Below are 25,891 nucleotides of genomic sequence, written 5' to 3'. Positions count from 1 at the left end.
CGATGGCCGGCACCTTTGCGATGGCGGGCGTCCTGGCCGACGCCCAGCGCAAGGAAGGGCTCAGCGACTGGGGTCCCGGGGACTTCGAGGAACCCCTGGGCGTCCTGCTCGACGACTACCCCGGCGCGGGGCTCAACGCGATCGGTGAGCACATTCTGCGATCCGGCATCGTGCACAGCCTCCGCATGCGGCTGCGCACGCAGGCGTGGATCGAACGCCACCCCGAGATCCTCGACGAACAGGTCGAGGCACCGATCGTCGTCGTCGGGATGATGCGCAGCGGGACCACGCTGCTGCAGCGTCTACTCGCCGCCGACACACGATTGCACTGTGCCCGCGGCTGGGAGGTGGTGGAGGCCGCGCCGAAACTGGACCACGACTTCGCCCGCACCGACCCGCGCATCGCAATCAGTGAAGCGCGGGAGAACAAGTCCCGCGAGCTGGCCCCGGAACTGTTCGCCATCCATCCGATGTATGCCAGGGAAGCCGAGGAAGAGATCGTCTTCCTGGCTGATGCCTTCCTGTCGCATGTTCCGGAGTCCGGTGCCAACCTGCCCAATTACCGATCGTGGCTCAACACCCAGGATTTCGCGCCGGCCTACCGTTATCTGCACCGCATGCTGCGATTCCTGCAGTGGCAGCAGCGCCGCCGAGGAATCACCGCCGGGCGCTGGGTACTGAAATCGCCTGCTCATCTCGGGTACCTCGATGCACTGCGGGACGAATTCCCCGGCGTACACGTCGTCCACATGCACCGCGATCCGCGTACCACCGTGGCCTCCGGTGCCAGTCTGAATGCGACCCTGCACGCCATGCACGCCGACGAGGTCGACCCGCGGCGGGTGGGGTCGCAATGGCTCGAGCGCATGGGCTGGACCAATGACCGCGCACTGGCCGTGCGGGACAGTTGGTCCGACGAGCCGGCCCGGGTCACCGACATCCAGTACGAGGATGCGGTCGCCGACCCGATCGGTCAGGTGCGCCGGGTGTACGACGCGGTCGGGCTGGAACTGACCGACACCGCGGCCGGCGCGATGTCCGGCTGGCTGGCCAACCGGCCGCGTGAAGTTCCGCGCCCGCCGTACGACCTGGGTGCCTATGGCCTCAGCGACGGGCAGATTGATGAACGTTTCGCGTTGTACAACAAGCGTTTTCGAAAGGACAACCAATGAGTGCCGACGACCCGGTCGCGACACCCTCGCAGCACGAGCAGGAACTGGCAGCCCTCGAGCTGACCGAACACCCGACCGTCAAAGAGGCCTACCGGGCGGTCGCGGAGAATTGGCTGAGCCGCGCGAAAGCCTCTGATGCCATGCGGGAGCGGTTCGACGCCGCGTTCGCCGAGGTGATGTTCTCGGCGGCGGTGTGGTCGTCCAACCAGGACAAGCTGCGGCCCAAGGTCAGCTGCATCACCCGGCTGGCGCACCCGGTCGGCGATCGGCAGATCCCCGGATCTCGTTGGGGCATCGACAATCCGGACACCGTGTACCGGGTGATCCCGATCTCCGGCGATGAGCGCTACGTGATCCGCGGGCGAGTCGGCGAGCATCGGATGACCGAGAACTACTTCACGCTGTGGGACGCCAACATGGGCACCGTCGCCGTCCTCAACGGCAAGACCATGGATGTCGACAGCGACGGCAGTTACACGATCACCGTGGACTCCGAGCCGGCCAACGGCCGGCGCAACCACGTGCAGACCACGTCCGAGGCCCACGAGTTCTACATCCGCGATGTGCTGTTGGACTGGGCCAGTGACGATCCCAACCACATCACCGTCGAACGTCTCGGTGGCGCACCGGCCACACCCGCCCGCACCCTCGACGAGCAAGCCGAGGCGACCGCGGCGATGATGGCCTACTTCGCGAACTTCACCGGCAAGCTCAGCCACGGCATCTACAAGATGCCGGCCAACCACTTCAACCTGGCCTGGTCGGCGGACAAAGTCGGCGCGATGAAGAACCAGGTATACGTGATGGGCCGGTTCGACCTCGGTCCCGACGAGACTTTCGTGGTCAACGTCAACGACGGTGGTGCCGAGTACTTCACGGTTCCGCTGAGCAACATCTGGGGCACCACGCTCAACATCGTCGATGCCACCGGCAGCCTGAACAAGGCGCAGTCGGTGGCCGACCCCGACGGCAGCTACACCTACGTGATCTCTCCGGTCGATCCCGGGGTAGCCAACTGGATCGACTCCGATGGCTTGCGGGAAGGTGTTCTCACGCTGCGGATGGCCGAGTTCGCCGAGGGCGGACCGACGCCGGATCTCGGCGCGACCGGCCGCGTCGTCCCGCTCGACCGGCTCGACGACGAGGTCCCCGGCCTCGTCCGCTTCACCGGCGAACAGCGGGCCGAACAGTTGGCGTCGCGGCGGCAGGCGTATCTGCGCCGGTTACCCGAAGGCACCCCGAACGAGAGGACCAACTGATGGCACGCTGGCTGGTCACCGGCTGCTCCACCGGCTTCGGACGCGAAATCGCCCGTGCCGCACTGCAAGACGGCCACCAAGTGCTCGTCACTGCGCGACGTGCGGAGGCGGTCACTGATCTGGTCGCCGAATTCCCAGACCTCGCGGCGGCCGCCGCGCTCGACGTGACCGACCCTGATCAGATCGCGGCCGCTGTGCGCGCCGCGGAGGATGCCTTCGGTGGCGTCGACGTTCTGGTCAACAACGCCGGACACGGCTACCTATCGGCGGTCGAAGAAGGTGAAGACGCCGAGGTGCGAAAGTTGTTCGACGTCAACTACTTCGGCTCCGTCGACATGATGAAAGCGGTGCTTCCCGCGATGCGTGCCCGCGGTTCGGGCCACATCGTCAACATCTCTTCGATGACCGGTCTCGTGGCCAACCCGCCCAACGCGTACTACTCGTCCACCAAGTTCGCGCTCGAGGCGGTCAGTGAGGCGCTGTCGGCAGAGGTGGCGGCCCTTGGTATCAAGGTGACGCTGATCGAGCCGGGGGCGTTCCGGACCGACTGGGCGTCGCGCTCGATGAAGGAATCCGGCGCGCCGATCACCGAGTACGCCGACGTGGCGGCGCGCAAGGATCTGATCAAGCAGTTCGCCGACCATCTGCCGGGCGACCCGCGCAAGGTCGCCGAAGCTGTTCTGATGGTGACCAAGCTGGACGAGCCACCGCTGCGGCTGCTGCTCGGCCGGGATGTCCTGAAGGCGATGCGGGACAAGATCGCTGCGCTGTCGGCGTCGATCGACCAGTGGGAAGCGGTCACCAAGGACGTGAACTTCCCCAACTAGCGGATAAGTGAGGGGCTGACACCCGCTAGGCCATTGCTTGTCGTGAATGGGTGCCGGTAACCGCGATTCGGCTTACGTTTGATGCCGTGCAGGACGTTCTTGCCGAGCTTGCGGCGATCTGGCGGACCGGTGGGACGGCCGGGCTGGCCACCGTCGTGCGCACGTTCGCCTCGGCGCCTCGGCAGCCCGGTGCGGCGATGGTGGTGGCCCCTGACGGAGCCGTGAGCGGCTCGGTGTCGGGCGGGTGTGTGGAGGGCGCGGTTTACGAATCGGCCAGCGACGTCGTCGTCAGCGGAGTACCCCGATTGGAGCGGTACGGGGTCAGCGACGACGACGCTTTTTCGGTCGGCCTGACGTGCGGCGGAACGCTTGACATCTTCATCGAGCCGATCTCGCGCAGCACTTTTGCGCACCTGGACCGAGTGCTCGACGCCATCACCGAGCATCGACCGGTGGCGGTAGCCACCGTGATCGCCCACCCTGACCGTGAGTGGCTGGGGCGACGGCTGGTCGTCGAACCGGAAAGTGCCGCTGGCACTGTGGGTTCGGCGCGCGCCGACGCTGCGGTGATCGACGATGCGCGGGGCCTGCTTGCTGCCGGCCGCAGTGAGGTGCTCAGCTACGGTCCGGACGGGCAGCGCCGGGGCGAGGGTATGGAGGTGTTCGTCGCGTGCCACGCCCCGCGCCCCCGGCTGCTGGTGTTCGGCGCCATCGACTTCGCCGCCGCGGTGGCCCAACAAGGTGCTTTCCTCGGCTATCGAGTGACGGTCTGCGATGCCCGCGGGGTGTTCGCCACGCCTGCCCGGTTCCACACCGCGCACGAGGTGGTCGTCGACTGGCCGCACCGATATCTGGCCGCGCAGGCGCAGGCCGGGGCGATCGACTCCCGCACGGTGATCTGTGTGCTCACCCATGACGCCAAGTTCGACGTGCCGCTGCTCGAGGTGGCTCTGCGGCTCGACGTCGGCTATGTCGGGGCGATGGGATCTCGGCGCACCCATGCCGACCGGTTGGCGCGCTTGCGCGAGGCCGGCCTGACCGATGCGGAACTGAGCAGGCTCGCCAGCCCGATCGGATTGGACCTCGGTGCCCGCACTCCGGAGGAGACCGCGGTGTCGATCGCCGCCGAGATCATCGCTCGGCGCTGGGGTGGGGGCGGACGCCCGCTGTCGGAGACCGAGGGCCGGATCCACCACGACGAGCGCGACAGTGCCTCGGTGCCAGTGGAATTGAGCAATATCTGAGTCGCCGGCGGCGCTGCTCTATCACATCAGGGGTCGGTGCATCGGACCGCCGCGGGGTGCTGGCAGGCTGGTGCGCAACGAGTTTTCGTACCGCACTCGCCACTGGATGAGGAGAGCCCATGAAGATCGACAACGAGTTCACCGTCAGCGTTCCGATCGCGCAGGCGTGGGCAGTCCTCAGCGATATGGAGCAGGTGGTCCCGTTGATGCCGGGTGCGCAGCTCACCGGCCAGGAAGGCGACGACTACCTGGGCAAGGTCAAGGTGAAGGTCGGACCGGTCACCAGTGAGTTCAGCGGTAAGGCGCACTTCGTGGAGCGCGACGAGTCCCAGCATCGCGCCGTCGTCGACGGGCGCGGCAAGGAAGCGCGCGGCACCGGCAACGCGGCTGCGGTCGTCGTCCTGCAACTGCACGAGGCGGGCGATCACACCCGCGTCAGCGTCGAGACCGATCTGAAGATCGTCGGCAAGCTGGCCCAGTTCGGCAGCAGCATGCTGCAGCAGGTGTCGGAGAAACTGCTCGGACAGTTCGTCGACTCGCTGGAAGCCAAGCTGGCCGAGGGCGCCGACGTACCGGAGATCCCCGAGAGCGCTGTAGAAGCCGCCCTGGACACCCCGGCCACGCCCGGTGCCGCGGGGCTGGGCACCGCGGCGGCGACGGCCGCCCCGCGTGTTGCGCCCGCGGCCACCCCCGCTCGGGAACCGGAACCGATCGACCTGCTGGCGCTGGCCGGCGGCACGTCGATGACCAAGTACGTGGCGGCCGGCGTCGCCGCGCTGGTGCTGCTGATCCTGATCGCGGTCGTCAGCCGGCGCCGCACCTAAGTAACGCGTCGAGCGGGCCCGGCGCCGTGGGCGGGTGTCGCGACGCAGCAGGTGTCACCCTGACGACGGGCGGTGCTCGCCGTTCACACCGTGGCGGCGGTATCTCCTCCCAAATCGTGTCCTGACCAGCGCTGCTCGTCATCTTGATCAGTCACGGACAGCGAGGGGATCGAGGTCCGTTGACTAGATACAGCTCTGAAGGTATGTTACTGCGCCATACGTCACACCGACCTCCAGGAGTGATGTACGCCATACCCCTGGGCATCGTTGCCCTCCGAGATTGGACTCCGTCAATGGCCGACTCCCTGGACTCATCAGCCGCAAAGAAACCCGCCCAGCGGAAACGTCCTCCGGGGAGCAACGCACCCATCAAGACCGATGGGGCGCTCATCGGCGCGCGCGCCGCGCAGGTCGGCGGCCTCGCGCTGGCGGCCTACGTCATCACCGCCGTGACGACGGGCAGTGGGGTGGCGTCCGCTGATACGGCGGACGCCGATGCGGGAGGCTCTGTCACCTCCTCGAGTCAGCATGCGGCAAATGCGGCGACAACGAACCGGCTCGGCCCGCGGGCCGGTTCTCGCACCGCAGCCAACCGCCCCGCCAGAGCGGGCAACGGCGCCACCTCGTCCGCAACCACCCCCTCCCCGAAGCCCCGGCCGGGCACGGGTGGCTTCCGGACCTCGTCGAGCAACAAGCAGCGGCTGTCGAGTCCATCGTCGACGACTGCCTCGAGCGACTCGCCCGCCGATGCCACGGCGACCACTGTCGTCGCTGCCGGGCTGACCCCGGTGGGGTTGCCAGCGCCGATGCCGCCTCAACGGACGGCAGTGGATTGGGCGCCTCTCACGTGGATCCGGCGAACGTTCTTCAATCGACCCCCGACCGTTCACTACCGTGCCAGCCTCAATTCGCAAGACATGAGCAACGGGGTCATCACCGGCACCATCGGCGCAATCGATCCGGATGGCGACCGGTTGACATACCAGGTGCTTGCCGATCCGAAGTACGGCAGTGTGGTGATCGATCCACTCACCGGGAAGTTCACCTTCACGCCGACAGCGCTCTTTGCCGAGTTCGGTGGGGCCGACGCTTTCACCGTCAAGGTCACCGACGGCCGGTTCCATCCCTTGGCGCTCCTGTTCTCCCCGGACCGCGGCACGCCGACACCGCGGCTGCCTGTGGCCGTCACCCGACTGCCCGACGCGTCGCCGTCGTCGCCGTTGGAGCCGTTCACGGTCGAGAAGGTGATCACTTTCGACGTCCCGGACGGTGTGGTCGTCAATGGCGCGGACCTGACTCCTGACGGCGACCATCTGCTGCTGTCCGTGACCATCGCCGGCAAGACGCAGATCGCCGTGAGCAACTTGGATGGCGGTGAATACCAATGTGTTTCGTGCGGCTTGGTTACCAACGCCGCCAAAGCCATTGCGCTCGAGGGCAATCAGAAAATCTGGTTCGCCAGCACGTCTGGGCAGCAGTCAGCCGATGATCCGCTCGGGGGAGCGGGCTTGATCAGCTATGCCATTCTGGAGTGCCAAGGTTCGATCTCCTCATGCGCGAACCCCACCGTCAAGAATGTGGAGTTCCCGTCGGATCGGGGCCCGTTGGCCGCGAGCACCCAGAATCGGGAAGCGAAGCCGGACCCATTCGGCGAATACGTGACGTGGACCGAGAACACGCCGATCACCGGGCCGCGGATGAGCATCGCACGGCTGGTTGCCACCGACACTGGCTACAAGCTGGTCGATCAGCGGATCTTCGCCCCGCAGTGGGACGAAAACACCGAATACGCACAAGATTTCGCCAACGCCACGCGCTTCTATGAGGGCGGCAGTTGGCATGCCGGCGGCAGGTATCTGAAGTACCAGACCACCACCACCGGGCTCAACTACGACATCTATCTACTGGACACGCTCACCGGTGAGCGGCGTCAGCTCACCACCGATCTGGACTACAACGAGTCCGGTGACGTTGCCCCGGATGGCCGATCGGTCTACTTCAGCTCAGCGCGTGGAGCCGACCGCATGGACGTCTTCACCGCGCTGCAGCGGCCTTCGCTCCTGGACGTCGCGGCATTCCCCCAGATGGCGCGGGTGAGCCTGTGGAACAACCGGCGTGCGATGAACGAGCCGTGGGTGATGAACCTCGATGATGGTCAGCAGTTGGGAAGCTACTCAGGTCAGCCCGTCATCATCGATCCCGACTGGACGATTCGTGGCTGGAGCTGGTTCCCCGATTCCACTCGTGCCCTGATCAACGAGCAGCAGCGCCCGGACACCGTGACTCCCGGTGCGCCCGACACCCCCTGGCGCTTCAGCATCATCAGCTTCCCCACCCGCGAGGCGACCACCCCGCTGCCGCCGGTGCACCAGGATCCCGACGCCATTGCCAAGTGGTCGGTGCCGGTTGAGGAGTACACCCCGATGATGGGCCGTCAGGTGCCGTCCCGAGTTCTCCAGGGGAAGGACTCCGGAACGGCAACCTTGAGCTACAGCGGCACGTTCGCTTCGGGCTCGTATTCGGTGACGTACGACAACTACTCCGACGACGGCAAGACCTTCATCAACGGCACCGAGAAGGTCACGGTGGTCAACCCGATCGGTAATGCCACCTGGACTGCGGATCTGACCAGCACAGGTGAACGCACCGGCTATCTCAAGGGCAGCATCAAAGCCGGCAAGGCGAACGCGTTTTCCGGCACGGTCTCGTCGGAGATCAACGGTGTCTCGTACTCGGGCGTGCCCATCCAAACCGACTTCCCGGTCATCAACCAGCCTCAGCTGGCGATTACGTCATTCGACAACAGGGTGCGAGTCACTGCCACGGTCGCCGAGGATGGTTATCCCCGTGCCGTCCGCGGTGCAACCGTGACCGTGGGTTCGAACACGGTCACCACCGACGAGAACGGATTCGCCCAGATCCCGTTCGTCCCCGGCGACACCATCTCAGTCATCGCCGGTGGGTTTCAGTCGGCCAGTCAGCAAGTGCCCACGGCCTGACCGGCGCCGCGGCGCTGCCGACTTCGCGGGTGGCTGTTTACGGGACGGCTTTGTCCTGCGGGGCGGCGACCATGAGCGGGCCGCTCATGGAGCCGTCGACGGCCGACTTGAAGTCGCCCTGAGTGCCGTCGGAGTCGATCGCTGCACCGCCGGCACCGCTGTCGCCGTCCTGCACGGCAAACGTTGTGGTGGGGCTGCCTGCCGATGCGACGCCGATCCCGCCGAAGAGTGCGGCGAGGCCGATGCCCGCCGAAGCCAGGAGTCCACTGGCGATGATCTTGACCATTTGCTGTGACCTTTCACGCGATCAGCGCAAACTAGCTGCCGATACTGTGAGGATCGCTGTGCGCTAGCTGGCAAAAGGCTGGGTCACCTGCGCGTGCGCCGGTCGGAGCGGTACCGCAGACGGATCTGCGGGCAAATTTTTACGACCCGGAAACCGGATCGGTCGCGTCCTTGGCGGCTTTGCGGCGTTTGTACCACTCCCAGATCATCGGGGTGATCGACGCGACCGCGATGAGGATGAAGATCGGTTCCAGCAGCTTTTGGATGATCTCGAACTGCCCGAGACCGTAGCCGAGCAGCGTCAGGCCGACACCCCAGAGCACCGCACCGATCACGTTGTAGAGCGTGAAGACCGGGTACTTCATCTTGGCCGCGCCTGCGGTGATCGGGGCAAGGGTGCGCACGATCGGGACGAAGCGTGCCAGCACGATCGCGAACGGGCCGCGCTGCTCGAAGAAGATGTGCGCCTCGTCGAGGTAGCGCTGCTTGAGGATTCGCGCGTTCGGTTTGAACATGGCGGTGCCCAGGAAGCGGCCGACGACGTAACCCACCTGGCCGCCGAGTACGGCGGCGATCGGGATGAACACGAGCAGCTGCCACAGCTGGAAGTTGGCGTTGACGTCGGCGCCCTGTGCGGCGGTCCCGGCGGCGAGCATGCCCGCCACGAACAACAACGTGTCGCCGGGCAGCACGGGGAACAGCACGCCGGACTCGATGAAGACGACGACCAGGATGCCGACCAGGGCCCAGGTGCCGAACTGCTCGATCAGCTTGAGCGGGTCGAGGAAGTCGGGCATGAGCGCCAGGGTGGTGGTGGTCACGAGGCACAAGGGTACCGGTGACCGTCGAGACGTCACTGTCAGTGACCTGTGCCAGCCGATCGGCTTCTTGTCATACTGACCTCGTCAGCCGGACAGTCGGAAGGAAGTGCCATGCCCATCGCCACGCCCGAGGTCTACGCGGAGATGTTGGGCCGCGCCAAGGAGCACTCGTTCGCGTTCCCGGCAATCAACTGCGTGGGTTCGGAGAGCATCAACGCGGCCATCAAGGGTTTCGCCGACGCCGGCAGTGACGGCATCATCCAATTCTCCACCGGCGGAGCCGAATTCGGATCCGGGCTCGGCGTGAAGGACATGGTCACCGGCGCAGTGGCGCTGGCCGAGTTCGCCCATGTCGTCGCCGCCAAGTACCCGATCACGGTGGCGCTGCACACCGACCACTGCCCCAAGGACAAGCTCGACGGCCTGGTCCGTCCGCTGCTCGCCATCTCCGCGGAGCGGGTGAGCAAGGGGCAGAATCCGCTGTTCCAGTCGCACATGTGGGACGGCTCGGCCGTCCCGATCGACGAGAACCTGTCGATCGCGCAGGAACTGCTCAAGCAGGCGGCCGCGGCGAAGATCATCCTGGAGATCGAAATCGGCGTTGTCGGCGGCGAAGAGGACGGCGTCGAGGCCGAGATCAACGAGAAGCTGTACACCTCGCCGGAGGACTTCGAGAAGACCATCGAGGCCCTCGGCGCCGGTGAGCACGGCAAATACCTGCTGGCCGCGACGTTCGGCAATGTGCACGGCGTCTACAAGCCGGGCAACGTGGTGCTCAAGCCGGAGGTGCTGGCCGAGGGCCAGCGGGTCGCGTCGGCCAAGCTCGGCCTGCCCGAGGGCTCCAAGCCGTTCGACTTCGTCTTCCACGGCGGGTCGGGCTCGCTGAAGTCCGAGATCGAGGACTCGCTGAAGTACGGCGTGGTGAAGATGAACGTCGACACCGACACCCAGTACGCCTTCACCCGCCCGCTGGCCGCGCACATGTTCACCAACTACGACGGCGTGCTCAAGGTCGACGGCGAGGTGGGCAACAAGAAGGTCTACGATCCGCGCAGCTACCTCAAGAAAGCCGAGGCCTCGATGGCCGAGCGCGTCGTCGAGGCGTGCAACGACCTGCACAGCGCAGGCCGCTCCGTCTCGGCCGGCTAGCTGTACTGACCTGCCCGCGAGATCGACGTCAGGGTTGTGGATCAGCCCGATTCCCGACCCTGGTGTCGATCTCGACGGTTGTCGGGTTCAGGACGCTTGGCAGATCTTCCACTGGTTGTCGCGGAACTGCAGGTCGAAACTACGGGTCGATCGCGTCGCCGGGTCGAACGCCATGAATGACGTCACGTTGGCCTCGGCGTGGTCACCGTTGACGACGATCTCGTCGATGCTGGCCACCACCGGGTACTGCCGGGCCGCAGCCACCCGCGCGTGGGTGTCCGACCAGGCCGCGTCGTCGTACTTGACGTAGCTGTCCCTGGTCTGGCCGCAGGTGATGCCACGCAGGGCGGCCAGATCGCCGTTCTGCACGGCGGTGTCGAAGTTCTGGATGGTCGCGCGGACCATGTCCTCCTGCGATGCCTTCGCCGAGTCGTGGCGGGTCAGCAGGACGGTGACGAGAACGGCTATCGCGGCCAGCGCGGCGATTACCGCGATCACCGCCAGCACGAAAGCCCAGCTGCGCCTGCGGGTCGCAGGCGGGCGCGGCGGAATGGCCTGCGGTCCCGTCCGAGGCGGCCCCGAGGCCGGGAAGACCTCGGTCGGTGTGGAGAAGATCTCGGTTTCCGGATCGGGCTCGCGATGGATGATCTGCGTTGACCCCGCATCGAATCCTGGTGCGGTGAAACGACGTTCGCCCGATGGCTCGGTGGCCCTGAACACCTCGGTGGCCGGGTCGGTCTCCTGAGGAGCCTGCTCGTCACCGGCCGGCGCGACGGGTCCGGTGACCTCGTCGTGGTCGGGCCCGGATGGGTTCGACATGGGGTGCTGCCGTCCTCCTGAAGTACTGGTGCTTCTGACCCTAACCGTTGGGTCCGCCCATCGGCGGGCGGTGGCACCGGCACAATAGGGCAATGACATCGTTTGGTGACCTTCTGGGCCCCGAGCCCGTGCTGCTGCCTGGGGATATCGAGGCCGAAGCGGAACTGCTGGCCGGGGAGAAGGCGGCCATCGTGGCCGCAGCGCACCCGACCGCATCGGTGGCGTGGGCGACCTTGGCCGAGGAAGCGCTCGCCGATGACAAGGCGATCACCGCCTACGCCTACGCCCGGACGGGCTACCACCGTGGCCTGGACCAGTTGCGCCGCAACGGCTGGAAGGGTTTCGGTCCCGTTCCCTATCGCCATGAACCGAACCGCGGCTTCCTGCGCTGCGTCGCGGCGCTGGCGCGGGCCGCCGACGCCATCGGGGAGACCGACGAGTTCGCTCGGTGCCTGGATTTGCTCGACGACTGCGATCCGGCGGCCCGCGTCGAACTGGGCCTCGCCTAGTCCCGGGCCAGAGACCGGCGCAGCTCGGTGACCTCGTCGGCCAGGAACGGCAGGGGATCGCCGCGCTCGGGTGCCGCAGCGCCGGTGCGCACTGCGGTTGCGAGCGCCGCGAGCGCCTCGACGTGCGGCTGGGCTGATCGGCCGCCGAACAGTGAGCGGCCGAACTCGACGCCGTCAGCGCGGTGCTCGATGGTCCAGCAGGCCGCGATCGTGCGGTAGGCCAGTTGCTCGGTCGCGGTCACCGCGGGCAACCACTGCTCGGCGGCTTCCCGTTGCCGTACCGACCCGGCCATCGCGGCCTCGTCGGATTCCATCAGAGCGATCGCGGCGATCTGCAGATCCCGGCGAGCCGCCCGCGCCGCCAGCCCGACCGTGTCACCGGCGGCGACATAGGGGAGTACCTGCGCAGCCGCGTCCAGGGTGCGCGCTATCGCGTCGGTCAAGCGGGTGGACTCCTGCCAGCGGACAGCGACCAGGTAGACGGCCACCCCGATCCCGCAGCCGATCAGCGTGTCGATGCCGCGCGCCAGCAGAAGGTGCCCGACGTCGACCGCATGCGTACCCGACGAGATGGTCAGTGCCGCAGTGGTGATGAAAACCGTTGCCAGCGCATAGTTTCGGACCACCAGCACCTCGATGATGAAGTTCAGCAGCGCCAGCAATAGCACCAGCCACAGGTCGTGCGGGTGCAGCGACAGGATCGCCCCGGCCAGTCCGAGGCCAACCCAGGTGCCCAGCAGCCGCTCGCCACCGCGGCGCATCGTGCGGCTGCGGTCGGTGCCCTGATGCAGCACCAGGACCGCGGCCGCCATCGCCCAGTACGCATGGTCCACACCCAGGGCCATCGCCGCCGCTCCGGACAGCAGGGCGCCGACGGCGACTCGCTGCATGATGTGGCGGACCGGCGATCCCGGGCTGATCGCACGGCGCAGCACGGTGAGCACCGGCGGACTCCCCAGCGGTATCCGGTCGGCCTCGCGGGTCGCGACGTCCTCCGGCGGCGACTGCAGCGTGCCGAGCCGGCGGGCCAACGCGGCGGTCTCGGGAGCCGGGGCGGTGCCCTGCGCGGCGGCGGTGACCGCCGTCGTGAACAACACGTGCACTGCGTGGTTGGCGGCACGCAGCTGGTGCAGGACGCTGCTCGGGCGGGCTTGCAGCGGTTGATAATTCACCAGCACGCTCCACGAGCGGTGCAGCGCGGCGGCAGCGCGGTGGCGGGCGGCGCGTTCCTGCGGCGAGTTCGCGGCCTCGATGTAGCCGGCGACGGCCTCGGCGGCGGCCGCGACGGCGGTGCGTTCGGGTTTGCGGAAATGGACCAGTGCCCCGGCCATCTGGACCAGCCAGGCCACCGCGCCCCCGGCGAGCACCAGCAGACCCAGCGCCCAGGGCGCCAAATGGGCCGCGGAGGCGCCGATCCCGGCGGCGCAGGCGACGACGAAGATATACGCCCCGGGCGGTCCGACGGCCAGGGCGTTGCACAGCCACACCGCCGCAACGGCGACCAGTGACACCATCAGCACTCCGAGCCACGGCACCTGCGCCGACCATCCGCCCACTGCGACTGCTGCGGCCAGCGACATTGCCACGGTCGCCAGCTCGATACCGCGGTTGGCGTAGGGCCGGTCACCGCCGAATCGAGACGTGAATGCGCCGAGGGTGGCGATCAGTCCGGAGCCCATCGCTCCCGCGGCCCATCCCGCGGTGACGGGGATGGCCGTGCTGATCGCCGCGCGCAGCCCGATGGGCCAGCGCGGCGGAGTGCTCAACTAACTCACCAGTCGGTCTGGCCGGGGCAGTCGTCAGCGCATCCGGGCGGCTCCACTTGCACCGTCGCGTGTTCGAGCCCGCGGGCGGACAGCACCGCCCTGGCGTCGTCGAGCACCCGGTCGGAGTCTCCGGTGCTGGTCAGGTGCGCGGTCACCATGTCTTTGCCCGGTACCAGCGTCCACACGTGGAGATCGTGCACCTCGGTGACGCCGTCGACGGCGGCCAGCGCCGCCCGCAGCTCGTCGACGTCGATGTGGGCGGGCGACGATTCGGACAGGATGCGCAGCGCGGCCCGGGCCAGCCCGATCGCCCTGGGCAGCACCCAGATCGCGACGAACACCGCGACCACCACGTCGGCGTACGGCCAGTGCGTCGTCACGTTCACGATGCCGGCGATCAGCACGCCCACGCTGCCGACGGTGTCGGCCACCACCTCCATGTAGGCGCCCTTGACCGCAAGGCTCTTTTCGGATTGGGAGCGCAGCAGAAGGACGACGGCCAGGTTGGCGACCAGGCCGGCGACGGCCACCACGATCATCGGGACGCCGGGGATCTCGGGTGCGTTGCCCAGCCGTTCGATCGCCTCGTAAAGGATGAACGCCGCGACACCGAGCAACAGGACGGCGTTGGCGACGGCGGTGAACACCTCGGCCCGGTGCCAGCCGTAGGTGCGGGCCGCCGACGCCGGCCCGTGGCGAGCGAGCAGCACGGCCGTCAATCCCATGAACATCGCGACCAGGTCGGTCAGCATGTGTCCGGCGTCGGCCAGCAGCGCGATCGAATTGATCATCAACGCGGTGGTCAGCTCGATGACGAAGAACACGGTCAGGATGCCCGCGGCGATCAGCATCCGGCTCACCCGCGTGTCACCGCCGTGGCTGTGGTCGTGTCCGGCTCCCATGCGAGGAATATATGCGCAAAAGCGCATATGTCGCAAGCGTCTCCACTCGGGCCTGGCCGAGAGAGCGCGATGCTATGGTTCATGTCACATACGTGCATGAATGTTTGTAAAAGCACACTGTTCGGCCGCGGCGTCAGGGAGTTCCGATGAAGGGTTGTCGTGGGATGGCCGCGCGCAGCGCGGTATGCGGTGTTCTCGCGGGGGTGACGGTGGCTGCGTGCGCCATGACGCCCTCGTCCGCGCTTGCCGATCCGTCGACTGCTTTCACGGCCGCCGAGGTGCTGGTAGTCGGCGGCACCGGCAAGAGTGTGCCGTCGGAAGCGATGATGCATGCTTTGTACGAGCAAGGCCTCTTCACCGATCCGGATCCCACGGGCGTGCAGTACCCCGCGCAGCTGTGGCCGATTCAAGGGAAGTTGACGCTCGATGAGTCGGTCGCGGTCGGGGTCGCGAATCTCGACAGCGCCCTGGTCGACGTGGACGGACCGGTCACCGTCGTAGGACTGAGCCAGGGGGCGGTGGTGGTCAACTACGAGAAGCGGGCGCTGATGGCTCAGCCTGACCCGCCGACGGACATCTCCTTCGTCACGATCGGGGACCCCACCAACAGCGACGGGGGGCTGCTGGCGAAGCTGCCGCACGTGCACATTCCGATACTGGACGCCACCATTCCCCGAGCTCCAGTCGAAACACCCTACGACACAACAGAAATCGTGCATGAGTACGACGGCTACGCCGATTTCCCGGATAACCCGCTCAATCTGTTGGCAGACCTCAACGCGCTTGCCGGGGTGATCTATCTGCACCCCAACAAAGGGGGCGTAGATCTGAACGATCCACGCAATGTGGTCACCTCGAGCACGAACTCCCTGGGGGGTACGACCACTCACATCCTGGTACCCACCGATGAGCTTCCCCTGACGAGGCCGCTGCGAGCCCTCGGTGTGCCCGATGCGGCCGTGGACGCATTGGACAAACCGTTGCGAAAGATCATCAACACCGGCTATGCCGGCGAACGACCGGGGCGGAAAGCGCCGAGATCCGGTCTCGGGTCGACCCCGGGGCATCGCTCCTCTGAGCCGGCACGCCGTCCGGGCAGCGCGACGGCGCACTCGAGGCCTCGCACCGTGGGGTAGGGGTCTCCCGCGGCTCTCGACTGGCGACGCCTTGATCTAGTGGCTATGAGCTGACAACGTGGCGATCACCGGTCGTCTGACGATGCCGACCGACCGTTTCGGCACGGCGTGAGCGCCAATACGCGACTCGATCGCTACGATGTCCGACAAACGACGATTCTCATGAGGATCGGGATGTCGTAAGGCGGCAATGGTTGTGGTGAGCGTGGGTGAGCGCCGGACTCAGGCTGAGCGCACCGCAGCAATGCGGACTCGGCTGCTCGACGCGACGATCGAATGTCTGGTGACCTACGGATATGCCGGCACGACCACGCCGCGAATCGCCGAGATCGCCGGTGTGACCCGCGGAGCGCAGGTGCACCATTTCCGCTCGAAAGAGGATCTTGTCGTCGCCGCTGTCGAGTACCTTGCGCAGCAGCGGATTCAGAAGGCCATGCGCCAGGACGCCGGCATCTGGAAGGGGCCCGACCCGGTTGTCGGGGTGCTGGAGTTCCTGTGGAATTCGCATCAGGGTGACATGTTTGTCGCCACCATCGAGTTGTGGGTGGCCGCCAGGACCGACGACGTCTTGGCGAAGGAGGTGGCACGGGTCGAGCCGATGGTCAACAGCACCCTCATCACGGCCATCGCGCAACTGTTGCCCGATCATGCGGCACGCAAGCAGGTACGGAACGTGTTGTACACCGCGATGGATGCGCTGCGCGGAATTCTGGTCGTCGGTTTCGTGGATCGAGACCAGACCCAAGCCCGTCGGCGGTGGGACCGCGCATGCGTGTATCTGGCCGCCATGCTCTCAGAGGCGTTGGCCGCCAAAGACTCTGATTAGCCCAGTCTCGGTGAGCCCACCGCCGCCACGTTAGTCCTGGCACTTACATACACTCCGGTACGCATGTAGTATCCCTGCGCACAGCAGCGATCGGAGGACGGTGGTGGCCGGAGCCGGCATGCCCGACGCGCCCAGGACGCAGTTGGAGCGAACCGCGGCAATGCGATCGCGTCTTCTCGCTGCCACCGTGGAATGTCTTGTGGCATATGGCTATGCCGGCACTACCACACACCGGATCGCGGCCATCGCCGGTGTTACGCGCGGCGCCCAAGGGCATCATTTCAAATCAAAAGAGCAGCTCGTGGTGACGGCAGTCGAGCATCTCGCCGAACAGCGGATCCAGGCAGTCGTCCGTGAACACGGCCGTCTGCGCGACAGTCCCGACATCGCCGGCAGCGTGTTGGAGCTGCTGTGGGAAACCCATCAGGGCGCGGTATTTGTTGCGACGATGGAACTTTGGGCTGCATCTTGGACCGACGACGTCTTGGCCGCGCATATCGCGCGGGTCGAGCCGCGCGTCAATGGCACCATCGTCGACGCGATCGCCCAGTTCCTGCCGGGCCGGGTGCCGAAGAAGGACCTACGCAACGCAATCTTCACCGCCATGGACGCACTGCGCGGAATTCTGGTCGCCAGCCTGGCTGACCGCAATCAGCTTCGCGCACGCCATCGTTGGGAGCGGGCCGCCCTGTACCTGCGGCCCGAGCTCTCGCGTGCGCTGCTCGGGGATTGAGCGCGACGCGCGTCGAAACCGACCCTTGCAAAGATACGTTCCGGTCGGTATGTTTCTGGAATCGCGTCGCACCGATGCCAGCGATGCCGGGAGAAGGAGTGGTGATGGCGAACAGAGTGTTCGTGATCGGCGTGGGAATGACCAAGTTCGAGAAGCCTGGCCGTCGGGAAGGGTGGGACTACCCGGAAATGGCGCAGGAAGCCGGCAGCAAGGCGATCGAGGACGCCGGAATCGACTTCGAACACATCGATCAGGCTTTCGTCGGCTACGTCTACGGCGAATCGACGTCGGGGCAGCGCGCGCTCTACGAGCTGGGGATGACCGGTATTCCGGTGGTCAACGTCAACAACAACTGCTCGACCGGATCAACGGCCCTCTACCTTGCTGCGCAATCCATTCGCGGCGGCCTCGCCGAGTGCGCGCTGGCCCTGGGCTTCGAGAAGATGCAACCGGGATCGCTGGGTTCGACGTTCAACGACCGGGCCCAGCCCATGGAGAACCACTTCCTGGCGCTCGCCGAGATATCCGAGGTTCTGTTCCCTCCGGCGCCGTGGATGTTCGGTGCTGCTGGGCGCGAGCACATGAAGGAATATGGCTCCACCGCAGAGCATTTCGCCAAGATCGGTTACAAGAACCACCGGCATTCGGTCAACAACCCCTATGCGCAGTTCCAAGAGGAGTACAGCCTCGAGGACATCCTTGCCGCGCCGATGATCTACGACCCGTTGACCAAGCTGCAGTGTTCACCCACGTCGGATGGCTCAGGTGCGGCGATTCTGGCCTCTGAGGCATTCGTCGACCGGCACGGACTCGCCGGACAAGCCGTCGAGATCGTCGGCCAGGCGATGACCACCGACTTCACCAACACGTTCGACGGAACCTGCAAGGCGCTGATCGGCCATCACATGAATGTCGAAGCGGCGCGGCGAGTTTACGACCAAGCGGGGCTGGGTCCTGATGACTTTCAGGTCATAGAACTGCATGACTGTTTCAGCGCCAACGAGCTGCTGCTCTACGAAGCCCTCGGCCTGTGCGGCGAAGGTGAGGCCCACAAGCTCATCGATTCCGGTGACACCACCTATGGCGGCCGGTGGGTGGTCAACCCCTCGGGTGGCTTGATCTCCAAAGGTCATCCCCTTGGCGCCACCGGATTGGCGCAATGCGCGGAGCTGACCTGGCAGCTGCGCGGGACCGCGGACAAACGGCAGGTGTCGGATGTGACTGCCGCCCTGCAACACAACATCGGCCTTGGCGGCGCGGCTGTCGTGACCGCCTACCAGCGCGCTGAGCGCTGACCTCAGACGAAAGGAAACATTTTCATGGGACACATCGAAGCGACACGTGAGTTGGCGGCCAGCCCGGAAGCGCTCTGGGACATCATCTCCAACCCGAACACCTGGGGTCAGTGGTTCACCGTTCACGACAAGTGGCTCGACGAGCCGCCGGCAACCCTGACCGCGGGAGCCCGGCTCACCGCCAAGATCGTCATGCTCAACATGGCCAACAAGATCGAATGGGCGGTGAAGTCGGTCGACGCACCCACGAGCTTGGCGCTCGGTGGCACCGGAATGGCCGGCGTGAAGGCCGATTTCACGTTCACTATCGAGCCGGTCGGAACCGGATCGCGCTTCACCGTTGCCGGCGACTTCGAAGGTGCCCTCGTCAAGGGGGCGCTGGCCAAGGCAGTCGAGAAGGACGGCGCCAAGCAGCTCGACAAGACGCTGGCCAAGCTCGACGAGTTGGCAGCGGCAGCAGTCTGACATGACCGACACGCTGGAATTCGACGACGCGGGACTGGACACCTGGACCGAGGATGACCGATTCGAGGTCACCCGGGAACGCATCGCGGAATATGCTGCGGCCACCAACGATCCGATCGCCGCGCATCGGGCGGGTGATATCGCACCGCCGGTCTTCGCGATCGTCCCGGTCTTCGAGGCCATGATGATGCCGACAGTGGACGTGCTGCCAGTGGAACTGGTGCCGCGAGTGGTGCACGGTGAGCAGGACTTCTTCTTCCATCGGCCGATCCGGCCGGGCGACAAGCTCGTGTCGCGGGGCAAGATGATCGGGTACGAGGGCCTCGACAACGGGACCCGCGCAGCGATCCTCGTCGAATGCCGCACCGAGGACGGTGAGCTCGTCAACGAGCAATACGTGACCTGCTTCGTGCGAGGGTTCAACGCAGGCAAGAAGATCGGCACGCTGACTCCGTCACACAAGTTCGATGAAGGGTTACGGGCGAACGCGCCGATCGCGAAGGTGAACCAGCACGTCGACCTCGACCAGACGTTCCGGTACTCGCCCGCCTCAGGTGACCCGATGCCGATCCACCTCGACGAGGAGGTGGCCCGCGATGCGGGCCTACCGGGCATCATCGCGCACGGTCTGTGCACCATGGCGTTCACCTCGTGGGCAGTGCTGACCGAGGTGGCCGATTCGGACGTAGCCCGACTCAAGAGGCTGGCGGTGCGGTTCTCGAAGATGGTGCTCCCGGGCGACGACCTGGAGACCAGGATCTGGAAACAGTCGAGCGCCGACGCTGTGACGACGTACGCCTTCGAGACCAGCCGGGCCGCTGCCGGCGAACTGGCGATCACCGACGGTCTCGCCGTCATCGCCGACTAGAGCTGAAACAACCTACAGGAGAATACAAATGGGAATTCTGGACGGACGGGTTGCCGTCATCACCGGTGCCGGCCGCGGGATAGGCCGCGAGCACGCGCTCCTGTTCGCTCGTGAGGGTGCCCTCGTGGTCGTCAACGATCTGGGTGGCTCGAACACCGGTGAGGGTGCCGATTCCGGCCCGGCACACGAGGTGGTCGCGGAGATCACCGCCGCGGGCGGCCGCGCGGTCGCCAACGGCGACAACATCTCCAGCTGGGCGGGTGCCAAGAGCCTCGTGCAGCAGGCGATCGACGAGTACGGCCGCCTCGACGTGCTGGTGAACAACGCCGGCATTCTGCGCGACGCGTTCATCGCCGGGATGGACGAGTCGCAGTGGGACGCCGTGGTCACGGTGCACCTCAAGGGTCACTTCGCGATGCTGCATCATGCGTCGGAGTATTGGAAGGCGCAGGCGAAGTCCGGTGAGCAGCCGATGGCTGCGGTGATCAACACGGCATCGGGATCCGGGCTCACCATCCCGAATGCGGGCCAGGCCAATTACGGTGCGGCCAAGGCGGGCATCGCCGCGCTGACCCTGATCGCCGCCGAGGAGTTGGAGCGCTACGGCGTGCGGGTCAACGCGATTGCCCCGATCGCGCGCACGCGCCTCACGCTCGCCACGCCGGGAATGGGCGCGCTCATGGCCGAACCGGAGGACGGCGGACTGGACCTGTTCGCGCCGGCCAACATCTCGCCGCTGGTCGCCTATCTCGCCAGCGAGAAGTGCCCGCTCACCGGGCAGGTGTATGCGGTGCAGGGTGGTGCCATCTCGTTGTTGAAGGGCTGGCATGACGTGGAGACCATCGAGACCGACGAGGTCTGGGAGATCGACGATATCGCCGCACGTCTGCCGGGAGCCTGATCATGATCGAATGGTCGGAGACCGACATCATCATGCGTGACACCGTGCGGGAGTTCATCGCCAAGGAGATCCGGCCGCATATCGAGGAGCTCGAGGACGGAAGCCGGTCGCCGTATCCGATCGCGCGAAAGCTGTTCAGCGAGTTCGGCCTCGACGTGATGGCAGCTGAAGCGGTGAAGACGATGCTGGATCGGGAACGGGCGAAGGCGGAGTCCCGCGACTCGGCACCGTCGAAGTCCAAGGGCGCGGGGCTGGGTGAGCTGGGCGCCCAGGCGTCGATGGCTGCCATCCTGGTGACCGAACTCGCCGCGGTGAGCATCGGTCTGCTGTCCACCATCGGGGTCAGCCTTGGCCTCGGCGCCTCGACGATCATGTCGCGCGGGACGCTGGCGCAGAAGGAGCGTTGGCTCCCGGAACTGATGACGCTGGAGAAGATCGCGGCCTGGGCGATCACCGAGCCCGACGCCGGTTCCGACGCCTTTGGTGGCATGAAAACCTATGTGCGGCGCGATGGCTCGGACTATCTCCTCAACGGCCAGAAGACGTTCATCACCAACGGTCCGGACGCCGATGTCATCGTGGTCTACGCGAAGCTCGACGAGGGCCCGGGTTCCGATGTCGGCAAGCGCGACCGGCCCGTGCTCACCTTCGTCCTCGATGCCGGTATGCCGGGGCTGACCCAGGGCAAGCCGTTCAAGAAGATGGGCATGATGTCCTCGCCCACCGGGGAGCTGTTCTTCGACAACGTCCGGCTCGGACCCGACCGGCTGCTCGGCGAGACCGAACAGCACGGCGGGGGTGACGGTCGCGAGAGTGCTCGGGCCAACTTTGCCGGTGAACGGATCGGTATCGCATTGATGTCACTGGGCATCATCAACGAGTGTCACCGACTGTGCGTCGACTATGCCAAAACTCGCACGTTGTGGGGTAAGAACATCGGCCAGTTCCAGTTGATCCAGCTGAAGCTGGCCCAGATCGAAGTTGCTCGAATCAATGTGCAGAACATGGTGTTCCAGACGTTGGAGGCGCTCAGCCGTGGCCGCATGCCGTCACTGGCGGAGGCATCGGCCATCAAGCTCTACTCATCGCAGGCGGCTACCGAAGTGGCGATGGAGGCTGTACAGCTGTTCGGCGGCAACGGATACATGGCGGAGTACGGCGTGGAACGGCTTGCCCGTGACGCCAAGTCGCTGATGATCTACGCGGGCAGCAACGAGGTGCAGGTGACTCATATCGCCAAGGGACTGCTCTCGGCATGATCACCATCGGCACGGGTTGCTACGACGGCGTGCGCACCCGGGTCCTGTCGGTGGACGGTGACGGGCCGCCGATCGTGTTGCTGCACGGCTACGCGGATTCTGCCGACACCTGGCGGGCTGTGCTCGGGCAGCTCGAGGCCGCCGGCCGGTCGGCCGTCGCGGTCGACCTACCCGGATTCGGGTGGGCGGAGCGGCGACGACGCGGCCCGATGCTGCCACAGTTCGATACCTTCGTCGATGCGCTGCTCGACGACCGCGGGCCTGCCGTGCTTGTCGGGAACTCGTTGGGTGCGGCGACCGCGGTGCGCGCTGCGGCCCGTAATCCGGCTGCAGTGCAGGCGGTTCTGGCGCTCAACGACCCGCTCAACGCTCGCCACCTGCCCGCCCGGCTTGCCCGCGGCAGGCGGCTTCCACCGCAGGTATGGCACACCGCGGCGATGCTGCCGATCCCGGCGACGGTGCTGCGGTGGGCGACCGCCAAGGCTGTCCGCCACATGCTCTACGGGCCGGGCGCCCTTGCTGATCCCGCCGTCGTCGCTCGATGGCGGCGCACAGTCGGGGGTCCCGCGGCATTGGCAACGTTGGGCCGCTATGCGTTCCAGTACGCGCATGAAACGGCCGACGGGCATCGCGATCTGCAGATCACCTGTCCCGCAGTAGTCGCACACGGCGCCAGGGACCGCATCATTCCGGTCGACGCCAGCCGTACCCTGCACCAGCAGATCGCGGGCAGCGCCCTCGTCGTGCTGCCGCGCTCCGGGCATTGCCCGCAGCTCGACGACCCGCACGAGGTCGTGCGACTGATCCTGGGGTTGCCATGACCAAGGACCTGGTGAACTTCCTGCGTGCCGTCGCGGTGCTGCAACGACGAGGGATGATCAACCTGACCAATCCCATCCAATTAGCCACCGCGGCCGCAGCGTTACGGCACTACGGATCGTTCGGTGGATTGGTCAGCTACACCGCCGCCCGCTACGGCGACGCGCCCGCTCTGACCGATGAACGCGGAACGCTGACGTTTCGTCAGCTCGATCAGATGTCCAACTCCGTGGCGCGGGTCCTGCTGAGCCGCCGGCCCGGCCACGACTTTACGATCGGCTTGCTCAACCGCGGCCATCGCGGTGTCATCGTGGCCCTGGCCGCTGCGGGAAAGGCAGGCCTGCGAACGGTTCTGCTGAACACCGGGTTCGCCGGTCCGCAGCTGCGTGACGTGTGCGTACGCGAGCGGATCGGACTGGTGCTCGCCGATCAGGAGTTCTGCGAGCTGTTGGCCGCGCTGCCGGATGGCGTGGACGTGCTGCTGAACTGGTCGGAGGAGGGCGCCACTCGAGCCGTGCTCGACGACCTGGCGTCGAGCCAGTCCGCCGACCCCATGCCGTATCCGTCCCACCCCGGCGGAGTGGTCCTCCTGACCAGCGGGACCACCGGAACCCCCAAGGGGGCCCCACGCGACCGGATCAGCCCGGTGCAGTCCGCTCAGCTTCTCGACCGTATCCCGTGGCCGGCCGGCAGCTGCTATGTCGTGGCGGCACCGCTCTTCCACGCCACCGGATTAGCCACGACCACAGTCGGTTTGGCCCTGGGAAACCACATCGCTCTGTCCAGGCGGTTCGACCCATCGGCCGTGCTCGCCGCGGCCGAGGAGCACCGAGCGGGTGCCATCATCCTGGTGCCGACCATGCTCAGCAGGATCCTCGACCTCGGACCCGACGAGATCGACCGGTACGACACCTCGTCCCTGAAGCTGATCTTCGCGGCCGGCTCCGCGCTGTCCCCGGGGGTATGCCGTCGTACCCTGCACACCTTCGGCGACGTGCTCTACAACCTCTACGGCTCGACCGAGGTTGCCACCGCCGCCGTCGCGACTCCCGACGAACTGCGCATCGCGCCGGGCACCGTCGGGCGTCCCCCGGTCGGTTGCCGTATCGCGGCCTATGACGCGAACGACCGGGTGATCACGCGCCCGGGGCAGAGTGGAACGCTGTATGTGTCCAGCGGCCTGAGCTTTTCGGGGTACACCGACGGTGGCAGCAAGAAGGTCCTGGACGGCTTGATGTCCTCCGGTGACACCGGCCACTTCGATGATCACGGCCTGTGGTTCGTCGACGGACGCGACGACGACATGATCGTCTCCGGCGGAGAGAACGTGTATCCGGTCGAGGTGGAGAACCTCCTCGGCGACCATCCCGGCATAGCCGAAGCCGCGGTGGTGGGTGTACCGGATCCGGACTTCGGCCAGCGATTGTGCGCGTTCGTCGTCGTCCAGGACGGCACGGCTCTCGACGCCGACGCGGTGCGGGCCCACGTGCGCAATCGGTTGGCCCGTCACAAGATCCCGCGAGACGTGGTCTTCCTCGACGCATTGCCCCGCAACGAGACTGGCAAGGTGCTCAAGCGAGATCTGATGGCCGGAGCCGCGGAGTGAACGACGCGGCCGAAACGGTGAGCGACGTCGTGGCACTGGTGCGGGCCGGACAGCCGGCATGGGCGGCGCTGCCCGTCTCGAGCCGGGTGCGGTGGCTGGCGCGGTATCGGGACTGGCTGTGGGATAACCAGTCCCGACTGGAAGGCCTGCTCATGCGGGAGACCGGCAAGCCGGCCACCGAAGCGGGGCTGGAGATTCCCTACGTCATCGAGGCGATCAACTACCACAGCAGGCGGGCACCGCGGTTGCTCGCCGACCGTCGTCCGCGTCCCCACGGGATGCTGGCGATCACCAAGCGGCAGTTGATCGTTCAGCGGCCTTATCCGGTGGTCGGTGTCATCACGCCGTGGAACTTCCCGCTCGGGCTTTCGCTCTTGGACGCCGTGCCTGCGCTGCTGGCCGGGTGCGCGGTCGTGGTCAAACCGTCGGAGCTGACCCCGTCGGCGGTGTCTGCGGCTATCGCCGGGTGGGCGGATATCGGTGCGCCGCAGGTTCTCGATGTGGTGTGCGGCGGCGCCGACCACGGTGCCGCCGTGGCCGACACCGTGGACTTCATTCAATTCACCGGATCCGCGCGCACCGGGCGTGCCATCGCGAGGACGGCTGCCGAGCGCCTGGTGCCCTGCGCTCTCGAACTGGGCGGCAAGGACGCCATGATTGTCCTCGACGACGCGGACGTGACTCGGGCCGCCAACGCCGCGGTGTGGGGAGCGATGGCCAACTGCGGTCAGATGTGCGTGTCGGTCGAACGCGTGTATGTCGAGTCGGCGGTCTACGACGAGTTCGTGGCACGGGTCGTCGCCGAAGCGACGCGGTTGCGCACCGGGATTGACATGGGACGCTTCACGAACCGGGCCCAGGCCGATGTGGTGCGCCGACACCGTGATGACGCGATAGCCCGCGGCGCAGCCGAGTTGATCGGGCACGGCGAGGGGCCGACGGTACTCACCGACACCGACCACGACATGGTGTGCATGACGGAGGAAACCTTCGGACCTCTGCTGCCGATCGTGCGCGTCGACGATGAGGACGAGGCTGTGCGACTGGCCAACGACTCCCGTTACGGCCTGTCGGCGGTGGTGTTCAGCGGTGATGCGCACCGTGCCGAACGCATCGCTCGGCGCATCGACGCGGGCGCGGTCAACATCAACGATGTGTTCGCTAACTTGTTCACCTTGGCACTGCCGCAGGCCGGGTGGAAAGAGTCCGGCCTGGGATCCCGGGGCGGCAGTGACGCGGTCCTGAAGTTCTGCCGACCGCAGGCGATCGTCGCGGCGCGAGTCGCTCCCGCCCGAGAGCTCACCTGGTACCCGTACACGCCGGTGCGCCGAGCGATCATGCGCCGGGTGTCGCGGTTGATCGGCGCACGTGGGCTGCGGCGCCGGTTCGCATAGAGGAGAGGCACGA

24 protein-coding genes are annotated in these 25,891 nt (G+C 66.5%); 19 read left to right on the top strand and 5 right to left on the bottom strand.

The features are described 5' to 3' along the window. The first annotated feature begins 2 nt into the window (after window positions 1-2). The 6 genes from G6N32_RS25225 to G6N32_RS25200 all read left to right on the top strand — a co-directional run bounded on the left by G6N32_RS25225 (window position 3) and on the right by G6N32_RS25200 (window position 8,325). Window positions 3-1,172, top strand: coding sequence for a sulfotransferase family protein (locus G6N32_RS25225; protein WP_115318405.1), 1,170 nt, complete (start codon window positions 3-5; stop codon window positions 1,170-1,172). Further along, entirely contained in the window at window positions 1,169-2,431 is a 1,263-nt protein-coding gene (locus tag G6N32_RS25220; protein ID WP_115318406.1) for a hypothetical protein, read from the top strand. The genes G6N32_RS25225 and G6N32_RS25220 overlap by 4 nt, the downstream gene beginning before the upstream one ends. Beyond that, window positions 2,431-3,258, top strand: coding sequence for an oxidoreductase (locus G6N32_RS25215; protein WP_115318407.1), 828 nt, complete (start codon window positions 2,431-2,433; stop codon window positions 3,256-3,258). Before G6N32_RS25220 ends, G6N32_RS25215 begins: the two co-directional genes overlap by 1 nt. A gap of 86 nt (window positions 3,259-3,344) precedes the next feature. Then, window positions 3,345-4,502, top strand: coding sequence for an XdhC family protein (locus G6N32_RS25210; RefSeq protein WP_115318408.1), 1,158 nt, complete (start codon window positions 3,345-3,347; stop codon window positions 4,500-4,502). A 119-nt stretch (window positions 4,503-4,621) separates the two neighbouring features. Next, window positions 4,622-5,326, top strand: a complete 705-nt coding sequence (locus G6N32_RS25205; protein ID WP_115318409.1) for an SRPBCC family protein — start codon at window positions 4,622-4,624, stop codon at window positions 5,324-5,326. Between the two features lie 293 nt (window positions 5,327-5,619). Further along, entirely contained in the window at window positions 5,620-8,325 is a 2,706-nt protein-coding gene (locus G6N32_RS25200) for an Ig-like domain-containing protein (protein WP_115318410.1), read from the top strand. Between the two features lie 37 nt (window positions 8,326-8,362). Here G6N32_RS25200 and G6N32_RS25195 read toward each other — a convergent pair whose 3' ends face one another. Then, window positions 8,363-8,611, bottom strand: a complete 249-nt coding sequence (locus G6N32_RS25195; RefSeq protein ID WP_115318411.1) for a hypothetical protein — start codon at window positions 8,609-8,611, stop codon at window positions 8,363-8,365. 139 nt (window positions 8,612-8,750) lie between these two features. After that, window positions 8,751-9,407, bottom strand: coding sequence for a VTT domain-containing protein (locus G6N32_RS25190; protein ID WP_115319027.1), 657 nt, complete (start codon window positions 9,405-9,407; stop codon window positions 8,751-8,753). Window positions 9,408-9,542: 135 nt separating this feature from the next. On the opposite strand from G6N32_RS25190, the gene fbaA reads away from it, so the two are divergent. Beyond that, the gene (fbaA, locus tag G6N32_RS25185; protein WP_083118008.1) at window positions 9,543-10,580 is read left to right on the top strand and encodes a class II fructose-bisphosphate aldolase; all 1,038 of its coding nucleotides are present in this window, start codon (window positions 9,543-9,545) and stop codon (window positions 10,578-10,580) included. 87 nt (window positions 10,581-10,667) lie between these two features. On the opposite strand, the gene G6N32_RS25180 is transcribed toward fbaA, so the two are convergent. After that, window positions 10,668-11,399, bottom strand: a complete 732-nt coding sequence (locus tag G6N32_RS25180) for an Rv0361 family membrane protein (protein ID WP_115318412.1) — start codon at window positions 11,397-11,399, stop codon at window positions 10,668-10,670. Between the two features lie 92 nt (window positions 11,400-11,491). Here G6N32_RS25180 and G6N32_RS25175 point away from each other — a divergent pair, with 92 nt between their 5' ends. After that, window positions 11,492-11,908 (top strand): DUF3151 domain-containing protein, encoded by a 417-nt coding sequence (locus G6N32_RS25175; RefSeq protein WP_036343010.1) that lies wholly within the window; start codon window positions 11,492-11,494, stop codon window positions 11,906-11,908. Here the strand turns inward: G6N32_RS25175 and G6N32_RS25170 are convergent. Next, window positions 11,905-13,674, bottom strand: coding sequence for an FUSC family protein (locus G6N32_RS25170; RefSeq protein WP_232077328.1), 1,770 nt, complete (start codon window positions 13,672-13,674; stop codon window positions 11,905-11,907). The genes G6N32_RS25175 and G6N32_RS25170 overlap by 4 nt on opposite strands. Window positions 13,675-13,679: 5 nt before the next feature. Continuing rightward, window positions 13,680-14,576, bottom strand: coding sequence for a cation diffusion facilitator family transporter (locus G6N32_RS25165; RefSeq protein ID WP_115318413.1), 897 nt, complete (start codon window positions 14,574-14,576; stop codon window positions 13,680-13,682). Window positions 14,577-14,722: 146 nt separating this feature from the next. Between G6N32_RS25165 and G6N32_RS25160 the strand changes: the two genes are divergently transcribed. The 11 genes from G6N32_RS25160 (at window position 14,723) to G6N32_RS25110 (ending at window position 25,878) form a co-directional block, all read left to right on the top strand. Next, window positions 14,723-15,712 (top strand): PE-PPE domain-containing protein, encoded by a 990-nt coding sequence (locus G6N32_RS25160; RefSeq protein WP_115318414.1) that lies wholly within the window; start codon window positions 14,723-14,725, stop codon window positions 15,710-15,712. Between the two features lie 190 nt (window positions 15,713-15,902). Beyond that, window positions 15,903-16,538 carry a TetR/AcrR family transcriptional regulator gene (locus G6N32_RS25155; protein WP_115318415.1) on the top strand — a complete coding sequence of 212 codons (636 nt, stop codon included), beginning with the start codon at window positions 15,903-15,905 and terminating at the stop codon, window positions 16,536-16,538. Between the two features lie 118 nt (window positions 16,539-16,656). Then, complete coding sequence (locus G6N32_RS25150) at window positions 16,657-17,271, top strand: TetR/AcrR family transcriptional regulator (protein WP_115319028.1); 615 nt, start codon at window positions 16,657-16,659, stop codon at window positions 17,269-17,271. 104 nt (window positions 17,272-17,375) lie between these two features. Then, the gene (locus tag G6N32_RS25145) at window positions 17,376-18,566 is read left to right on the top strand and encodes a lipid-transfer protein (protein ID WP_115319029.1); all 1,191 of its coding nucleotides are present in this window, start codon (window positions 17,376-17,378) and stop codon (window positions 18,564-18,566) included. 24 nt (window positions 18,567-18,590) lie between these two features. After that, a complete protein-coding gene (locus tag G6N32_RS25140; RefSeq protein WP_115318416.1) occupies window positions 18,591-19,031 on the top strand; it encodes a type II toxin-antitoxin system Rv0910 family toxin in 441 nt (146 codons plus the stop codon). A gap of 1 nt (window position 19,032) precedes the next feature. Further along, window positions 19,033-19,899, top strand: a complete 867-nt coding sequence (locus G6N32_RS25135) for a MaoC/PaaZ C-terminal domain-containing protein (protein WP_115318417.1) — start codon at window positions 19,033-19,035, stop codon at window positions 19,897-19,899. Between the two features lie 28 nt (window positions 19,900-19,927). Beyond that, on the top strand, window positions 19,928-20,800 hold the full coding sequence (locus tag G6N32_RS25130; RefSeq protein ID WP_163789448.1) for an SDR family oxidoreductase: 873 nt from the start codon (window positions 19,928-19,930) through the stop codon (window positions 20,798-20,800). Between the two features lie 2 nt (window positions 20,801-20,802). Next, window positions 20,803-22,059: an acyl-CoA dehydrogenase family protein gene (locus tag G6N32_RS25125; protein WP_115318418.1), complete on the top strand. Its 1,257-nt coding sequence runs from the start codon at window positions 20,803-20,805 to the stop codon at window positions 22,057-22,059. Next, window positions 22,056-22,880: an alpha/beta fold hydrolase gene (locus tag G6N32_RS25120; protein WP_115318419.1), complete on the top strand. Its 825-nt coding sequence runs from the start codon at window positions 22,056-22,058 to the stop codon at window positions 22,878-22,880. Before G6N32_RS25125 ends, G6N32_RS25120 begins: the two co-directional genes overlap by 4 nt. Then, a complete protein-coding gene (locus G6N32_RS25115) occupies window positions 22,877-24,484 on the top strand; it encodes an AMP-binding protein (RefSeq protein WP_115318420.1) in 1,608 nt (535 codons plus the stop codon). The genes G6N32_RS25120 and G6N32_RS25115 overlap by 4 nt, the downstream gene beginning before the upstream one ends. A gap of 17 nt (window positions 24,485-24,501) precedes the next feature. Beyond that, window positions 24,502-25,878, top strand: a complete 1,377-nt coding sequence (locus tag G6N32_RS25110) for an aldehyde dehydrogenase family protein (protein WP_232077326.1) — start codon at window positions 24,502-24,504, stop codon at window positions 25,876-25,878. The last annotated feature ends 13 nt before the right edge of the window (window positions 25,879-25,891 follow it).

The organism is Mycolicibacterium aichiense, from assembly GCF_010726245.1.
Taxonomy (GTDB): Bacteria; Actinomycetota; Actinomycetes; order Mycobacteriales; family Mycobacteriaceae; genus Mycobacterium; species Mycobacterium aichiense.
The sequence above is the reverse complement of the archived record's forward strand: the minus strand, read 5'-3'. Positions and strand labels throughout refer to the sequence as shown.

What these genes read in the sequence shown, in the direction of transcription:
- G6N32_RS25225 (WP_115318405.1), top strand. Translation starts at nt 3, where the DNA reads ATGGCCGGCACCTTTGCGATGGCGGGCGTCCTGGCCGACGCCCAGCGC.
- G6N32_RS25220 (WP_115318406.1), top strand. Translation starts at nt 1,169, where the DNA reads ATGAGTGCCGACGACCCGGTCGCGACACCCTCGCAGCACGAGCAGGAA.
- G6N32_RS25215 (WP_115318407.1), top strand. Translation starts at nt 2,431, where the DNA reads ATGGCACGCTGGCTGGTCACCGGCTGCTCCACCGGCTTCGGACGCGAA.
- G6N32_RS25205 (WP_115318409.1), top strand. Translation starts at nt 4,622, where the DNA reads ATGAAGATCGACAACGAGTTCACCGTCAGCGTTCCGATCGCGCAGGCG.
- G6N32_RS25200 (WP_115318410.1), top strand. Translation starts at nt 5,620, where the DNA reads ATGGCCGACTCCCTGGACTCATCAGCCGCAAAGAAACCCGCCCAGCGG.
- G6N32_RS25195 (WP_115318411.1), bottom strand. Translation starts at nt 8,611, where the DNA reads ATGGTCAAGATCATCGCCAGTGGACTCCTGGCTTCGGCGGGCATCGGC.
- G6N32_RS25190 (WP_115319027.1), bottom strand. Translation starts at nt 9,407, where the DNA reads ATGCCCGACTTCCTCGACCCGCTCAAGCTGATCGAGCAGTTCGGCACC.
- fbaA (WP_083118008.1), top strand. Translation starts at nt 9,543, where the DNA reads ATGCCCATCGCCACGCCCGAGGTCTACGCGGAGATGTTGGGCCGCGCC.
- G6N32_RS25180 (WP_115318412.1), bottom strand. Translation starts at nt 11,399, where the DNA reads ATGTCGAACCCATCCGGGCCCGACCACGACGAGGTCACCGGACCCGTC.
- G6N32_RS25175 (WP_036343010.1), top strand. Translation starts at nt 11,492, where the DNA reads ATGACATCGTTTGGTGACCTTCTGGGCCCCGAGCCCGTGCTGCTGCCT.
- G6N32_RS25165 (WP_115318413.1), bottom strand. Translation starts at nt 14,576, where the DNA reads ATGGGAGCCGGACACGACCACAGCCACGGCGGTGACACGCGGGTGAGC.
- G6N32_RS25160 (WP_115318414.1), top strand. Translation starts at nt 14,723, where the DNA reads ATGAAGGGTTGTCGTGGGATGGCCGCGCGCAGCGCGGTATGCGGTGTT.
- G6N32_RS25155 (WP_115318415.1), top strand. Translation starts at nt 15,903, where the DNA reads ATGGTTGTGGTGAGCGTGGGTGAGCGCCGGACTCAGGCTGAGCGCACC.
- G6N32_RS25150 (WP_115319028.1), top strand. Translation starts at nt 16,657, where the DNA reads ATGCCCGACGCGCCCAGGACGCAGTTGGAGCGAACCGCGGCAATGCGA.
- G6N32_RS25145 (WP_115319029.1), top strand. Translation starts at nt 17,376, where the DNA reads ATGGCGAACAGAGTGTTCGTGATCGGCGTGGGAATGACCAAGTTCGAG.
- G6N32_RS25140 (WP_115318416.1), top strand. Translation starts at nt 18,591, where the DNA reads ATGGGACACATCGAAGCGACACGTGAGTTGGCGGCCAGCCCGGAAGCG.
- G6N32_RS25135 (WP_115318417.1), top strand. Translation starts at nt 19,033, where the DNA reads ATGACCGACACGCTGGAATTCGACGACGCGGGACTGGACACCTGGACC.
- G6N32_RS25130 (WP_163789448.1), top strand. Translation starts at nt 19,928, where the DNA reads ATGGGAATTCTGGACGGACGGGTTGCCGTCATCACCGGTGCCGGCCGC.
- G6N32_RS25125 (WP_115318418.1), top strand. Translation starts at nt 20,803, where the DNA reads ATGATCGAATGGTCGGAGACCGACATCATCATGCGTGACACCGTGCGG.
- G6N32_RS25120 (WP_115318419.1), top strand. Translation starts at nt 22,056, where the DNA reads ATGATCACCATCGGCACGGGTTGCTACGACGGCGTGCGCACCCGGGTC.
- G6N32_RS25115 (WP_115318420.1), top strand. Translation starts at nt 22,877, where the DNA reads ATGACCAAGGACCTGGTGAACTTCCTGCGTGCCGTCGCGGTGCTGCAA.